The sequence below is a fragment of the Paractinoplanes globisporus DSM 43857 genome (genome assembly GCF_000379645.1).
Classification (GTDB): domain Bacteria; phylum Actinomycetota; class Actinomycetes; order Mycobacteriales; family Micromonosporaceae; genus Actinoplanes; species Actinoplanes globisporus.
This window is the reverse complement of record NZ_KB903339.1, coordinates 350,213-364,217: the sequence shown is the minus strand read 5'-3', so window position 1 is coordinate 364,217 and position 14,005 is coordinate 350,213. Positions and strand designations below refer to the sequence as shown.

General features: G+C 69.7%; 14 protein-coding genes. 9 read left to right on the top strand and 5 right to left on the bottom strand.

Annotation, left to right across the window (positions count from 1 at the left end):
• The first annotated feature begins 374 nt into the window (after window positions 1-374).
• Window positions 375-1,277, top strand: coding sequence for a pentapeptide repeat-containing protein (locus tag A3CQ_RS56155; protein ID WP_020517297.1), 903 nt, complete (start codon window positions 375-377; stop codon window positions 1,275-1,277).
• Between the two features lie 20 nt (window positions 1,278-1,297).
• Here the strand turns inward: A3CQ_RS56155 and A3CQ_RS0143685 are convergent, their stop codons facing one another.
• The gene (locus tag A3CQ_RS0143685; RefSeq protein ID WP_020517296.1) at window positions 1,298-2,209 is read right to left on the bottom strand and encodes an N-acetylglucosamine kinase; all 912 of its coding nucleotides are present in this window, start codon (window positions 2,207-2,209) and stop codon (window positions 1,298-1,300) included.
• Between the two features lie 94 nt (window positions 2,210-2,303).
• On the opposite strand from A3CQ_RS0143685, the gene A3CQ_RS0143680 reads away from it, so the two are divergent.
• The 8 genes from A3CQ_RS0143680 to A3CQ_RS56150 all read left to right on the top strand — a co-directional run bounded on the left by A3CQ_RS0143680 (window position 2,304) and on the right by A3CQ_RS56150 (window position 10,118).
• Window positions 2,304-3,221: a MurR/RpiR family transcriptional regulator gene (locus A3CQ_RS0143680; protein WP_020517295.1), complete on the top strand. Its 918-nt coding sequence runs from the start codon at window positions 2,304-2,306 to the stop codon at window positions 3,219-3,221.
• A complete protein-coding gene (locus A3CQ_RS0143675; protein WP_020517294.1) occupies window positions 3,218-3,970 on the top strand; it encodes a sugar isomerase domain-containing protein in 753 nt (250 codons plus the stop codon). Before A3CQ_RS0143680 ends, A3CQ_RS0143675 begins: the two co-directional genes overlap by 4 nt.
• A 19-nt stretch (window positions 3,971-3,989) precedes the next feature.
• Window positions 3,990-5,411, top strand: coding sequence for an N-acetylglucosamine/diacetylchitobiose ABC transporter substrate-binding protein (ngcE, locus tag A3CQ_RS0143670; protein WP_020517293.1), 1,422 nt, complete (start codon window positions 3,990-3,992; stop codon window positions 5,409-5,411).
• Window positions 5,411-6,295 carry a carbohydrate ABC transporter permease gene (locus A3CQ_RS0143665; protein ID WP_020517292.1) on the top strand — a complete coding sequence of 295 codons (885 nt, stop codon included), beginning with the start codon at window positions 5,411-5,413 and terminating at the stop codon, window positions 6,293-6,295. Before ngcE ends, A3CQ_RS0143665 begins: the two co-directional genes overlap by 1 nt.
• Window positions 6,292-7,173, top strand: a complete 882-nt coding sequence (locus A3CQ_RS0143660; protein ID WP_020517291.1) for a carbohydrate ABC transporter permease — start codon at window positions 6,292-6,294, stop codon at window positions 7,171-7,173. Before A3CQ_RS0143665 ends, A3CQ_RS0143660 begins: the two co-directional genes overlap by 4 nt.
• 41 nt (window positions 7,174-7,214) lie before the next feature.
• Window positions 7,215-8,402 (top strand): glycosyl hydrolase, encoded by a 1,188-nt coding sequence (locus A3CQ_RS0143655; RefSeq protein WP_020517290.1) that lies wholly within the window; start codon window positions 7,215-7,217, stop codon window positions 8,400-8,402.
• 93 nt (window positions 8,403-8,495) lie between these two features.
• A complete protein-coding gene (locus A3CQ_RS0143650) occupies window positions 8,496-9,008 on the top strand; it encodes a hypothetical protein (RefSeq protein ID WP_026206856.1) in 513 nt (170 codons plus the stop codon).
• Between the two features lie 48 nt (window positions 9,009-9,056).
• Complete coding sequence (locus tag A3CQ_RS56150; RefSeq protein ID WP_245577625.1) at window positions 9,057-10,118, top strand: lysylphosphatidylglycerol synthase transmembrane domain-containing protein; 1,062 nt, start codon at window positions 9,057-9,059, stop codon at window positions 10,116-10,118.
• Here the strand turns inward: A3CQ_RS56150 and A3CQ_RS0143640 are convergent.
• The 4 genes from A3CQ_RS0143640 to A3CQ_RS63840 all read right to left on the bottom strand — a co-directional run bounded on the left by A3CQ_RS0143640 (window position 10,084) and on the right by A3CQ_RS63840 (window position 13,963).
• A complete protein-coding gene (locus tag A3CQ_RS0143640) occupies window positions 10,084-10,416 on the bottom strand; it encodes a hypothetical protein (protein ID WP_020517287.1) in 333 nt (110 codons plus the stop codon). The genes A3CQ_RS56150 and A3CQ_RS0143640 overlap by 35 nt on opposite strands.
• Window positions 10,417-10,810: 394 nt before the next feature.
• Complete coding sequence (locus A3CQ_RS0143635) at window positions 10,811-11,293, bottom strand: cell division protein FtsX (protein WP_020517286.1); 483 nt, start codon at window positions 11,291-11,293, stop codon at window positions 10,811-10,813.
• Window positions 11,294-11,361: 68 nt separating this feature from the next.
• Window positions 11,362-13,830: an SIR2 family NAD-dependent protein deacylase gene (locus A3CQ_RS0143630; protein WP_020517285.1), complete on the bottom strand. Its 2,469-nt coding sequence runs from the start codon at window positions 13,828-13,830 to the stop codon at window positions 11,362-11,364.
• A 1-nt stretch (window position 13,831) separates the two neighbouring features.
• Window positions 13,832-13,963 carry a hypothetical protein gene (locus tag A3CQ_RS63840; protein WP_020517284.1) on the bottom strand — a complete coding sequence of 44 codons (132 nt, stop codon included), beginning with the start codon at window positions 13,961-13,963 and terminating at the stop codon, window positions 13,832-13,834.
• Between the last annotated feature and the right edge of the window lie 42 nt (window positions 13,964-14,005).

Genomic DNA, 14,005 nt, shown 5'->3' with positions numbered 1-14,005 from the left:
ATCATGAACTGACCCTCGGCAGATTCGAGCCGCGCTGGCGGAAGGCCGAGCAATGCCTCTGCCGACAGAAACCCGACAGTGAAATCGACCCAGGCCCGGCGTGAAATGGGGGCATGCCGAGAATTCGACAGCGCTGGACCGCGGCCCGCGCCGGTTGGCGTGCCGGCGGTCGGGTATCGCGGTCAAAACCATCAACAGCAGCGCTCGGTGGCTCAACCCCTTGGTCGTCGGCGCAATGGCGCCGCGCAACTCGGCCGCCGTCCGCGAAGCACGACTGGCGCGCCACGATCACTACATTCGCAGGGATACTCTCGGTACTGCTCGTAGCCGTTGGGCTCTATGCAACCAATGCCGCGAATCGTAGGCAACAGGAATTGTCCCGGCAGGGGCAAATAGCGGACCGGTTCACTGCGGCCATCGACCAGCTCGGCCAGGAGGGAAAGGACAAGCTGTCGATCCGGCTGGGTGGCGTCTATGCCCTGCAGCGAATCATGGTGGAATCCAGTTCCAGCGAATCCGCGGCGATCGAGGTGCTCTCCGCGTTTGTGCGAACCCACGCATCGCGACCGTCGATGACTCCGAGAGCTGTCTCGACTTCACCCGAGGATGTGCGGGCCGCCGTCGCGGTACTAGGCCATCGCCCCCATCCAACCGCTCCGGAGTATGACCGCGTCAACCTCTCCGGATCGCTTCTCGGATTGGGACTGGCGGACCTTCACGGTGTCGTGTTCGACGACGTCGACCTGACGGGCGCCGACCTCCATGGTGCGAGCCTCGGCAAGACTCGACTTCTCACCGCCCGCTGCGGGGGCTGCGACCTGTCCGGCGCCGACCTCGGCCGCGCCGACCTGACCGGATTTCGGGGCATCGAAGCGAGATTCAACTTTGCCTCGATCACCGCTGCGGACATGGACTGGGCCAACCTACAAGATGCACATCTTGACGGTTGCCATCTGAACCACTCGCAGCTCAAGAACGCCGACCTGTCGGGCGCCACATTCAAGATGGCCTTTCTGCCCTTCGCCGACCTGCGATCCGCCTGGCTCTTCCGTGCTGATCTGCGTGGTGCGGACCTGTCGGGCGCCGATCTGCGGGGCGCTCACCTCCGTGGTGCGGACATGTCACCCGCACAATCGCAAATCCTCCAATTCCGCACGGACCTGCGCGGTGCGGACCTGTCAACCGCTGAAGACGTCACCTCGCCGATGGTGGCGGGGGCGATTATCGACGACCGGACCAAATTGCCGCCGGGCGTGGCCCGACCGCCCTGGCGGTGAAGCCAGGAGCCGCCGGGTGGTCAACCCAGGAGCGCGGCGTGCAGTTCGTTGTGGTCGCGTGGGGTCAGCGGGCGGGCGGCGAGCCACGCCGCGGCCGCTGCTGGATCGCGGCTGGTTCCCGTGGGCACGTGGCGAGCGTCGAGGGCGGCCAGGACGCCGTCGCGGACGAGAGTGTCGCCCGACAGCAGGCCGCCGGCCAGGACGACCGGTCCCGGGGCGGCGGTCGCGACATCGAGGGTGGTCAGCAGGCAGGAGACGGCGGCGGTAACGATGGTGTGGGCGGTCGGGTCGCCGGCGCGGGCGGCGGTGCAGACGACGGGGGACAGGGCGTCGATGTCGGCCAGCGGCAGGGACTGCGCCCAGGCGACCAGGTCGTCGGGGGAGGTGGCGCCGGCGTGGGCGGCCACCGACTTGGCGAAGGGGGAGTGCCAGTCGCGGACGGCGTGGCGCAAGGCTTGCAAGCCGATCCAGCGGCCCGAGCCCTCGTCGCCGAGGAGCCAGCCCAGGCCGTCGGCCTCGGCGACGATCTCATGGTTCTCGAGGCGGGCGGCGATCGCACCGGTGCCGGCGATCAGGACGGAGCCGGACGGGGACGGGGTGCCGCCGGCGAAGGCGGTGACTACGTCGCCGACGATGCGCATCGGGCACGACAGGCCCAAGCCGGCCCACATGTCGGCGAAGGCGGTGGCGATCGTGGGGGCGGAGACCGCGCTGGTGCCGGCCAGGCCGAGGACGCCGCCGACCACCTCGGACGGATCAACGGTGGAAAGGGCGTCGCGCAGGGCCGCGCCGACCGCGAGGGCGGCGGCGGGGCCGCTGGAGATGGGGTTGCCGGGGCCGGCCACGCCTCGGCCGACGACCTCGCCCGACAGGGTGGCCACGACAGCCCGCGACGCGGTGCCGCCGGCGTCGACGCCTACCACCAGGTTCATGGTCTGGATCGAAGCATGAAAAGTTCTTATTGACTAGCGGCGTCGACGGTCGTAATTTTCATCGCCAACAGCACTCGATGAAAAGGACGACCACGTGACGGGTGAGAGTGGCGGGCTGCTCGGGCGGTTGCGCATCGAGGGGCCGCAGATGCCCGAGGCGCTGGCGCGCATCGCCGAGACGATCCTGGCCGACCCCGAGACGGCGGCGCACGCCAGCATCGTCGACCTGGCCGAGCGGTCGGGGACGAGCACGGCGACGGTGACCCGGTTCAGCCGCACGCTCGGGTTCAAGGGGTACGCGAACCTGCGCGTCGCGATCGCCACCGAGACCGGGCGGGCCGAGCAGGCGCGGTGGGAGACCGACATCAGCGGCGACATCGCGCCGGGGGACGCGCTCACCGACGTGCTCGGGGTGGTCACGGCGGCCGACACCCGGGCCATCCAGGGCACGGCGGCGGGGCTCGACGTCACCGCGGTCGAGCGGGTCGCGGCGGCGATCGCCGAGGCGAAGCGGGTCGAGATCTTCGGGCTCGGGTCGAGCGGGACCGCGGCGCGCGAGATGGCGTTCCGGCTCGAGCGGATCCGGGTGCCGGTGTGGCACCGCACCGACTCGCACACCGCGCTCACCAACGCGGCGCTGCTGCTGCCGGGGGACGTGGCGATCGGGCTGTCGCACTCGGGGCGTACGCGCGAGGTCATCGAGACGCTCGCCGAGGCCGCCGACCACGGTGCGCTGACCGTGGCGGTGACCAGCTTCAGCCGCTCGCCGCTGGCCGAGGTCGCCGACGTCGTGTTCACCACCAGCGTGCAGGAGACGACGTTCCGGCTGGCCGCGCTCTCCGCTCTGCACTCGCAGCTGCTGGTGCTCGACCTCATCTACGTCGCGGTCGCCCAGCGCACGTACGAGCGTACGGCCGAGGCATTGGAACTCACCGTCCGCGCCGTGGATGCCCACCGCCTCCCCGAGAAGATCCCGTCCCGCAAGCGCGGCCGCCCGAAAGGACAACCGTGAGTGTCACCAGCAACGAGTACCTGACCATCATCCAGGCGGTGCTGAGCAAAGTCGGCACCGGCCAGGAGACGGCCACGCACAAGGCCGCCGAGATTCTGACCGAGACCGTGCGCAACGGGGGAGTGATCCAGGCCTTCGGCTGCGGGCACTCCGAGGCGCTCGCGATGGAGATCGCCGGCCGGGCCGGCGGCCTGGTGCCCACCAACCGGATCGCCTTGCGCGACATCGTCCTGTACGGCGGCGACCCGCTCGAGGCGCTCGCCGACCCGATGGTCGAGCGGGGCACCCAGATCGCCCACCGCCTCTACGACCTGGCCCCGGTCAAGCCCGACGACGCGTTCGTCATCGCCTCCAACTCCGGCATCAACGGCGCGGTCGTCGAGATGGCGCTGCTGGTCAAGGAGCGCGGCCACGCGCTGGTGGCGATCACCTCGGCGCAGCACTCGGCCGCTGTCGAGTCGCGCCACCCCAGCGGCAAGAAGCTCGGCGAGATCGCCGACGTCGTGCTCGACAACGGCGCCCCGTACGGCGACGCGGCGATCCCGCTGCCGGGTGGCGGCGCGGTCGGGGCCGTCTCCTCGATCACGGCGGCGCTGCTGGCCCAGCAGATCGTCACCGCGGTCGTCGCCAACCTTCTGGCCGCCGGGATCGACCCGCCCATCTACCTGTCGGACAACGTGCCCGGCGGGAAGGAACACAACGCACTGATTGAGGCGCGGTACGCCGGGCGCATCCGGCGTACCGCATAGAGGGAAGAAGGCCCACGCGATGAACCTTGAACCCCAGCTCAGACCGTACCCGACCCGGAGGACCGTCCTCAAAACGGCCGCGACGGCCGCACTCGCCGTGCCCCTGCTCTCGGCCTGCGTCACCTCCGGCACCAAGGACAGCGGCGGCGGGACCGAACAAGGGGAGAAGACCACCGACAACCCGCTCGGCGTGAAGACCGACGCGCCCCTCGAGGTGGTCGTCTTCAAGGGCGGGTACGGCGACGACTACGCCATCAAGGCCGAGACGCAGTACACGCAGCACTACCCGAAGGCGAAGGTCGATCACAAGGGGCTGCAGAAGGTCGGCGAGGCGATGCAGCCGCGCTTCGTGGCCGGGAACCCGCCGGACGTCGTCGACAACACCGGCGCGGGCCGGCTCGACATCGCGACGCTGGTCAGCGCCGGTCAGGCCGGGGACCTGACCGACCTGCTGGACGCGCCGGCCTTCGACGTGCCCGGCAAGAAGGTCCGCGAGACGCTGCTGCCCGGCGTGGTCGACGACGGCACCTTCGGCGGCTCCACGGTCGCGCTCAATTTCACGTACACCGTCTGGGGTGTCTGGTTCTCCAAACCTTTCTTCGAGGCGAAAGGTTGGACCTATCCGAAGACGTGGGCGGAGATGCTCGCGCTCTGCGAGACGATCAAGAAGGCCGGTGTCGCACCCTGGACCTACCAGGGCAAATACCCGGAGTACATCAACGACCCGCTGCTCTCGATGGCGGCGAAGGTGGGCGGCAAGGATCTGATCAAGGCAGTCGACAACCTCGAGCCGGGCGCCTGGAAGCAGGACGGGCTCGTGCAGGCGGCCACGGCGTTCGCCGAGCTCGCGGGCAAGAACTACCTGATGAGCGGCTCGGAGGCGCTGTCGCACACCGAGGCTCAGGCGGCCTGGTGCCAGAAGAAGGCGGCGTTCATCCCGTGCGGCTCGTGGCTGGAGAGCGAGCAGAAGGGCGTCGCGCCGGCCGGCTTCGACATGGTCATGGGGGCCGTGCCCGCGCTGACCGCCTCCGACAAGCAGCCGGTAGCGGCGGTGCAGGCGGCCAGCAGCGAGTCGTTCCTCGTGCCGTCGAAGGCGAAGAACCAGGCCGGCGGCAAGGAGTACCTGCGGATGCTGTTCTCCAAGGCGTCGGCCACGGAGTTCGCCAAGGCCAACAGCACCCTCCCGGCGGTGGCCGGCGCGACCGACGGGCTCACCCTTTCCAGCGGGCTGGGCTCGGTGCGCGACGCCGTCGTCGCGGCCGGGGACAACACCTTTACCTATCGATTCCGTACGTGGTATGCCCCGCTGGCCAAAGCGGTGGACGACGCGACCGGCGAGCTGGTGAACAAGCGGATCTCCCCGGCCGACTGGTCCACCCGGATCCAGAAGGCCGCGGACGCTCTGGCCAAGGACGCGACCGTCACGAAATACACCCGCTGATGCGACACGGCCGGTGGCGGTTCCTGCTCGGCGCGCTGGTGCCGGCGCTGGTCCTGCATGTCGTCTTCGTGCTCTCGCCGTACGCCCAGGCGTTCTACCTGTCGCTCACCGACTGGACCGGGGTGGCCGGCGAGGCGCACTACGTCGGGGCGGGCAACTATGCCCGCCTCGGCGGCGACTCGCTCTTCCTGGACGCGGTGCGCAACAACGCGGTGATGCTGGTCGTGGTGCCGTTCGTGACGATCGCGATCGGGCTGGGGCTGGCGTCGCTGCTGCGGAAGGGGCGGGGCGCGGGCGGCTACCAGATCGTCTATTTCTTCCCGCAATTGCTGTCGCTGGTCGTGATCGGGGTGTTGTGGGGTTTCGTCTACAACCCCAATACCGGTCTGCTGAACTCAGGGCTGCGGGCGGTCGGGCTGGGGTCGCTGGCCCAATCGTGGCTGGCCGAGCCGGTCTTCGCGCTGGCCGCGGTCATGGCGGTTCTGGTCTGGTCGTCGGTCGGGTTCTACGTGGTGCTTTTCCGGGCGGCCATCGACGGAATTCCTCCGGAGTTGTACGAGGCGGCGCTGCTCGACGGGGCCGGCGCGTGGACGACATTCCGGCGGATCACGGTGCCCCTTGTGCGGGAGACGGTTCAGGTCGCGTTCGTCTATCTCGGGATCGCGGCGCTCGACGGGTTCGCGGTCGTTCAGGTGATGACCGTGGGCCCGGGCGGGCCGGACGGGGCCACCGAGGTGATCGGGCTGTCGCTCTATCGCAATGCCTTCACGTACGGGAAGTTCGGGTACGCGTCGGCGATGGGCGTCGCCCTGTTCTTCGCGACATTGACGCTGGCCGTGCTCGCGCTCCGGGCCGGTCGCCGGGAACGGCTGGAGCTGGCATGACCGTCCTGCGGGAGAAGCCCGTGCTCACTGCCGCGCCGGCCGAGGTCGGCGTACGGAAAAATCGGATAAATCCCCTGCCGCAGGTGGCCATGCTCTGCTGGGCCGTCGTGACCGCGCTGCCGTTGTTGTGGGCGGTGGTTTCTTCGGTGAAATCGGATGACGAAATCCTTAATTCACCGTGGTCGTTGCCGGCTTCTCCGCACTTTGACAACTGGGCGCGCGCGTGGACTTCCGCCAACATCGGGCGGTATTTCCTCAACAGCCTGATCGTGGTGGGCGGGGCGCTGCTGCTCACGATGTTCCTGGGTGCGCTCGTCGCGTATGCCCTGGCCCGGTACGACTTCCGCGGCAACCGGCTGATCTACTACACCTTCGTCGCGGCGATGTTCTTCCCGGTGTTCCTGGCGTTGGTGCCGCTCTTCTTCGTCGTGCAGCGACTCGGACTGCTCGGCACCTATCCGGGCCTCATCCTGGTCTACGCGGCCTACGCCGTACCGTTCACGGTCTTCTTTCTTCACGCGTTCTTCCGCACCCTGCCGAGCGAGATCGCCGAGGCCGCCTTCCTCGACGGCTGCTCGCACGGCGCCGTGTTCTTCCGCGTGATGCTGCCGCTGGCCCGGCCGGGCCTCACCGCGGTCGGCATCTTCAATTTCCTCGGGCTCTGGAACCAGTATCTGTTGCCGCTGGTTCTCAACCCCGACCCGGACCGGTACGTCCTGGCGCAGGGTCTGGCCGCCCTGTCGGTCAGCCAGGGGTATCGCAGCGACTGGGGTGGATTGTTCGCCGGCCTGACCATAGCCATGCTGCCGGTGCTCGTCGCCTATGTCGCGTTCCAGCGCCACATCCGTGCCGGAATGACCGCCGGCGCGGTCAAGTAGTCCCCATCCCCCGTTTGTTTGGACAAGGGAGGAGTCTCCCCATGTTGATCGACAAACGTCGATTGGCTGCTATTTCCGTCGCTTTTCTGGCGGCGACCACGGCGGTCGTCGTGAACGCTCCGACGGCGAATGCCGCCGACTGCGGCTATCTCTTCGACGATTTCCACTACACCTCGTCGGCCGATTCGACGCTCACCGGGCACGGCTGGACACCCCGGACGTATTCCGGAGGGCCCGGCGTTCCCGGCGCGACCTGGTCGGCCAACAGCATCACGTTCCCCACGTCGAACGGCGACAAGGTGATGCAGCTGACCGCCTCGACCGACGGCACCTCCGGCGGCACCAACCAGGCCGAGCTCTACTCCACCCAGAAACGGTTCCTCGACGGCACCTACGCCAGCCGCATCCGGTTCACCGACGCACCGACCGGCGGCGCCGACGGCGACCACATCAACGAGACGTTCTTCACGATCAGCCCGCTGAACGGGGACCTCGACCCGACGTACTCGGAATTGGACATCTCGGAGTATCTGCCGAACGGCGGGTGGGGCGAGACAGGTCCGATCAACTATCAGACCAGCTGGTATACCTATCGCAACGACCCGTGGTATGCCGACAACGTCCACTCCGAGGAGCGGCAGAGCTACGACGGATGGCACGACCTGGTCGTCCAGGTGGCCAACGGGCACATGATCTACTTCATCGACGGGGTGCAGGTCGGCGACCACTCCGGCAAGTTCTACCCGCGCCAGACGATGACGATCAACTGGAACCTGTGGTTCATCGACACCGCGGCGCACACGGGCGGTCTGTCGACGTACGTCGAGCAAGTGGATTGGCTTTTGTTCGCGAAGAACCAGGTCTTGTCGCCGGCGCAGGCCTCGTCGAAGGCGGCGGCCTATCGTTCCGGCGGCAGCGCCTTCACGGACACGGTCGACTCGACCGGCGGGTGCACGACACCGCCGACCACTCCGCCGACGACGACGCCGACCACTTCTCCTACGACAAACCCGACAAATCCGCCCGCGACCGATTGCACGAACGCGCCTGAGTGGGCATTCGGGACAATTTACACCGCGGGGAACCTGGTCAAGCACGAGAAGAGCAGGTACGGCGACCCGAGCGGCCCGCCGTCCGGCCAGGGCAAGCACCTCTGGAAGGCGAAGTACTGGACGCAGGGCAGCGAACCGGGCTGGACCGACCAGTGGCAGGATCTCGGTCGCTGCTGAAAGACTGAACCAAGAAATGGCCGGGGGACCGGGGCGGACGCGCCCCGCCCCCGGCTATTGTGTCGTGCCTGAAAGATCAAAGAGGGAGGATGCGTGGGTGCTTCGGGGTGGGACTACTACATGCCCTACCAGGAAGACCGGTATCTCGCCTTCGTGACCCTCCGGCAGCTGGTCTTCGAGGCGGGTGAGTTCGTGTGGGCGGTGAGCGGCAAGAACGCGTCCGACGATCCCGGCCGCCCCACGACCGAGGACGAGCTCTGGTCCGAGGAGGTCGTCCGGCTCAAGGGCACCCACTCGATCCTCGACATGTACAAGGTGCTCGACGACGGTGAGGAGCCCACCTACGGCTACCTGCCCTACGCGTACGAGACCTTCGAGGAGTACATGGCGCTGGTCAAGGAGCACGGCAATCCCGAGTACGGCGTGGTCATCCCGGTCGGCGAGGCCGAGGCGTACGCGGCGGCCGGCGACACCAAGCTCACCCGCGACCACGTCGAGCTCCTGATCCCGCTAGCGAAATTTCCCGGATTCGGCAGGTTCGCCGTATTGCACGACGACCAGGGAGCCCCCGCTGAGCTGTACTTCTGGGGCTTCTCCGGCGACTGAGGTCACATGGGGTAGCCCCGGGTTGATTTTGTTTGTCAGGATCGCGAGGTGGCTCCCCTCCGGTCCGAGTTGCGGCCAGGCCCGGCCGCACCGCAGGCAAGCCGACGCTCATGGTGGCGGCGGCTGCGCCTGCCGTTGCTGCTCGCGGCCGGTCTCGCGCTGGCCGCGCTCGGCCTCTGGGGCCGTCTGCCCGATCCGCACGCGTTCCTGGGCGCGCTGACCGGCGCCGACTACTGGTGGGTCACCCTCGCTGCCGCGCTCCAGGTCACGTCGCTGGCCGCGTTCGGCTGGCAGCAGCGGGTTCTGTTGCGGTCTTTGGGCGTACGCCTGACAGCCCGCCGGGCGGCCGCCGTGACGCTCGCCCGCACCGCCATCTCCATCGCCATGCCCGCGGGCGCCGCCGTCTCGGCCGCCTACGCGGTGAAGGAGTACCAGCGCGGCGGCGTCAGCAAGGAACACTCCGCCGCCTCGATGATCGTGTCCGGCCTGGCCTCGATCGGCGGTCTCACCCTCCTCTACGTCACCGGCGGCGTGGCGGTCCTGGGCCGCAACCCCGCCCTGCTGCTTCGGCCCGAGCCGCTGGCCATCGTCGGCGGTCTGGCCGTGCTGACCACCGGCGCGGTCATCGCCGGCCGCCGGGTCCCGTCCTTCGCGGCGGCCATCCGCGGCAACGGCCGGGTGCTCACCTGGATCCGCCGCACCCTGGCCTCGGCCCAGCAGGCCTGGCAGGCCGGCGCCTCCCTGCGCGCCCGCGACTGGACGGCCGCCGTGCTCCTGTTCGCCGTGAACTGGCTGACCGACCTGCTCTGCCTGGCCGCCACCTGCCGGGCCGTCGGCCTGCCGACCGGCGTGGTGACCCTGGCCGGCATCTACCTGGGCGTGCAGATCGTCCGCCAGGTGCCCCTGACCCCCGGCGGCGTGGGCGTGGTCGACACGGCGCTGGTAGCCGGCCTGACCGCGGCCGGCGCCACGGCCGTCAGCGCGGCCGCCGCCGTCCTCATCTACCGCCTGATCTCCTGCTGGCTCCTTCTCCCGGCCGGCGGGGTGGCAGCCCTGGCCCTGCGCCGCGGCGGCGCTACAGGAGTTCGCGCACGAACTCCCGCCACCTGATCTCGGCCGCCGGGTCGGTGACGTGGTGCGGCCCCGGGTAGGTGAGCAGCTCCTTGCGCTCGCTCCCCAGCCGGTCGAACAGGGCGTACTGGCCGGCGAGCGGGAACAGATCGTCGTCGAGCTGCACGTGGAACAGCACCGGGCAGGTGATCCGCGCGGCCTCCGCGGCGTACCGCTCCGGCAGGTTCATCGCCCGGGGGAGCACCGGCGCCTGCTCCAGGCCGTACTTGCCGAGCACCGCGACCCGGAACCGGGCACCGAGGGCGGCGACGATCGCCAGCCCGAACCGCGTCCCCAATCGACAGGCCGAGATAGCCGAGCCGCTGTCCGTCGGCCAGACCGTCGCCGGCCAGCGCCTCGACGGTGGCCGCCCAGTCCTCGGTCATCCCGTCGATGACGCCCGCCGCGTCCTTCTCCCAGTGCGGCTCGGGATCGGCCGCCCGATCCCCATGAAACGGCCCGTCGATCGCCACCGCCGCGAAGCCGGCCTGACCCGCAAACCACCGCCCCAGCCGGTCGATGCGCACGGCGCGCTTGTCGGAGCTGCCGCCATGCCCGAGCAACACGAGCGGCGGCGGGCCGCTGCTCTCGGACGGACCCCAGAGGACACCCGGAACTCCTCCGACGCGGAACTCCCGCTCGTCCGTGCCCGGGCAATCACGCCACTCGATCGTCACGCCACCATCCTCCGCTCAGCTGGGACTCGGGCTCGGTGTGGGCTTGGGGGAGTAGGCCTTGCGGCACTCGTCGACCGTGAGGCAGGAGAACAGGATTTTGTCGACGCCGGGGAGGTTTTCGATCTCGTCCTGGAGCGGGCTGTCGCGGATCTGCAGGGCGGCCTTGGTGCCGGTCAGCCGGACCCGGTAGCTGTCGGGGAGCGCGGAAGGCCGGACGCTGTCGACGAAGCCGGGCTCGGCGGAGAACAAATGGCCGAAGGTGGCGTACGCCTCGGCCTTGCTCTCGTAGACGACATCCTTCACGCCGGGCAGGGAGCGCAGCTTCGCTTCGACGGCCTGGTGTTGCTTGTCGGTGGCCGTGGCGGGGAGGAAGACGGTGAGTTTGGCGTTCTCCTCGATCGCGCGCTTCAGCTTGTCGTCCTGGGAGTCGTGGTGGACCAGTCCGCACCCGCTCAACGCCAGGGCGGCCAGCAGAAGGATGGTCGTCAACTTGCGCACGGGCGCCGACACTAACAGCGGGACGCCCGCCTCGTGGTCCCGTGCTCGGGCCCAGCCGCTCACGCCTCCTACAACGCCGCGAACTCCAGCCATCTGATCTGCGGGTCGGCGAACCGGGCGATCAGCTCGGGCCGCCCGTTTCTCAGGTCGACCCGCCACAGCGTGTTCTCCTTGCCGCGCAGCGCCGCGACGATCGAGTCCGCCCCGGCCGGCGCGGCCACCGCCCACATCGCCTCCTCGGTCAGGGCCGAGCCCTCGACGGCGAGCAGGCCGCGCGCCCCGGCCGGGAAGGGCGCGCTCCAGAAGACCATCGGCTTCCCGGCGTCGCCCGGCCCGGGATGGGCGCCGCAGATGAGCCGGAATCCGCCGGTCAGGTCCTGCAGGCGTACCGAGCACGCGTTCTCCACCGGGAGCGGCAGGAAGGCGAACGGGGTCAGCCGCTCGCCGAGCAACTCGGCGAGGAGAACGCCACTCTGGTAGTCGTAACCGTCACCGGCGCGCCGATCGATCAGGATGGTCACGCAGAGCACGGCCCGGCCCGCCATCGAGCCGGCGTGGATGTCGCCGATGTGCACGGAGGTCGGGTCCGGGCCCGTCTCGCACGCGGCGAGGAACGCCAGCACCTGATCGGTGGTGAGCTGGGTGCCGCGCTCGCCCCGGAGCCGGTCCCCGTCGTCCACGTCGTGCAGGACGAACGAAGGGCCCGGCAACGCGGCGACCTCCGCCAGGTTGTTGTAGCCGAGGGCGAGGGCGTTCCTCAGGTCGAAGTCCACCAGGTACTCGATGGTCCGCTCGGTCAGCACGAACGTGTGCAGGGTGTCGTCCTGGACGACATGCGCCACGGACTTGACCCGGCCACCGTCGGCGCTCTCGAAGATCCGCGCCGGTTCGAGCGACACCCGCGGCTCCCACAGGTACGCGGCGCTCGGGCTGTAGCCGGTCAGGTAGGTCTTTCCGCGCCAGGCGACGGCCTCGACCCGGCGCAGGTCGCCAGTGCCCGCGCGGAGCGCCGCGGACCGCACCGCGAGGTTGTCCGCGGCCCGGAGCTCGGCCTGGTCGCCCCGCGCGACGATCACCGCCGGCCCGGCGGGAACGCTGCCCAGGCCGGCCGCCGGGACGGGGAAGACCGTGTACGGGTCGGCGGCCAGAACGGACTCCAGCGAGGACGCGAGCCGCTGGACGTTCTCCACGGTGTACGGCTTGTCGAGGGGATCGGGATTGTCAGGATCGCCGAGCCGTTCCCCGCTCTCGTCGGCCGTGATCACGACTTGGCGGACGAAGTAGCCGAGACTGCTCTCCAAGAAGCCGCGGTGGATCTGCACACCGCGCTGATGCAGCGCGTCCAGGAGGGGCTTCGGGAAGAGCTGCCAGGCCGACCACACGCGGACGGCGGTGGCCCGGAACCTCGGGCGGTTCTCCTCATCGAGGGTGCGCCGCCTGTCCAGCTCGAACGCGACCCAGTGCATCGCCGCCCGGTCGACCATCGAACCGGCCACCTGCTGCAGCTGGAAGAGCTCCTGACGCCGGCGCTCGGCGGAGGCCGATCGGTCGGTGAGCACCTGGGCGGCCGCGTCCGCCGCCGTGATCGTGCGGTGTTCGCGCGGCATCACCTGGTCGAACAGCTGGGCGAGCAGGTCCTTGTCGCCGGGGTCGTGGAGCTCCACGATCTCCCGCGCGCGGGTCACCGCCGCGATCCGCGCCGCGCGGAGGCCCGGGTTGAGGGAGCGGAGGAAGTCGGGCAGCGTTCCCGGGTCCGGGCCGTAGTCGATCACCTGGATGCGCTGCCGGAGCAGGTGCGCCACCCGCTCGGGCACGCACTCCGCGGTCGGCAGCAGCGCGTAGTGCCGGAACTGGCTCTGCCCGAACGTCTTGCCCGCCCACGCGAGCAGACGGCCGACGTCCGGGTCCTGCATACCGTCGAAGCTGCAGCCGACGAACAGCAGCGTGCGGTCCAGCCACAGGGTGCGCATCACCGACTCGTACGCCTCGTCGGCCGCCAGCCGGTCGTAGTCCGCGGTGCCGAACACGACCGTGTCCGGCTTGTCCCAGACCCCGTGCAGGTGCAGAACGCCGCCCGAGTCCCGCAGCGCCGCCTGCATCGACGCCGGCCGGTCCCACGAGACGGCCTCGCGGGGCACCAGCGAGTCGAAGGAGAGGATCGGGTCGTAGTTCGTCGTGGCCAGCAGCGGGCACATCAGCTCGAAGACGGCCGACGGCAGCCGCCAGTCGTGGACCGCGCCGCGCTCCACCCGGAAGGCCCGGCGTAGCCAGGCGCCCCACTCCCGCAGGTCCTTCAGCCGGCCGGTCAGCAGGGCCGCGGCCGCGACGAGATCCCCGGCGTCGAGCAGGCGCGCGGCTTCGGCGAGCTCACCGGCGTCGACGGCGTTCGTCCGCTCGAGGTGCTGCCGGGCCGCGTCGACGGCCTGCCACCATGTCGGCAGGCCGGCCGCCGCGCGGGACACGCCGACGCCGATCACGGGCACCAGCCGCCGCTCCTCGAGCGCGGCGCGTATCTCGGACCGGACGTCATCGCTCACATCAGCCACGGTAACCACGGAGACGATCCGTCACCCGTTCCGCTCGCAGCCGCGCTCGCAGGCCGAGCAGGACCCGGTCCCCGTCGGTGAGGAGGAGCAGCACGTCGACCGGGTGCGTCGGGGAAGCGATCACGGCCAGAGATTAGTAACAAAGGGCCGTCCAGTGTCGGAAGGG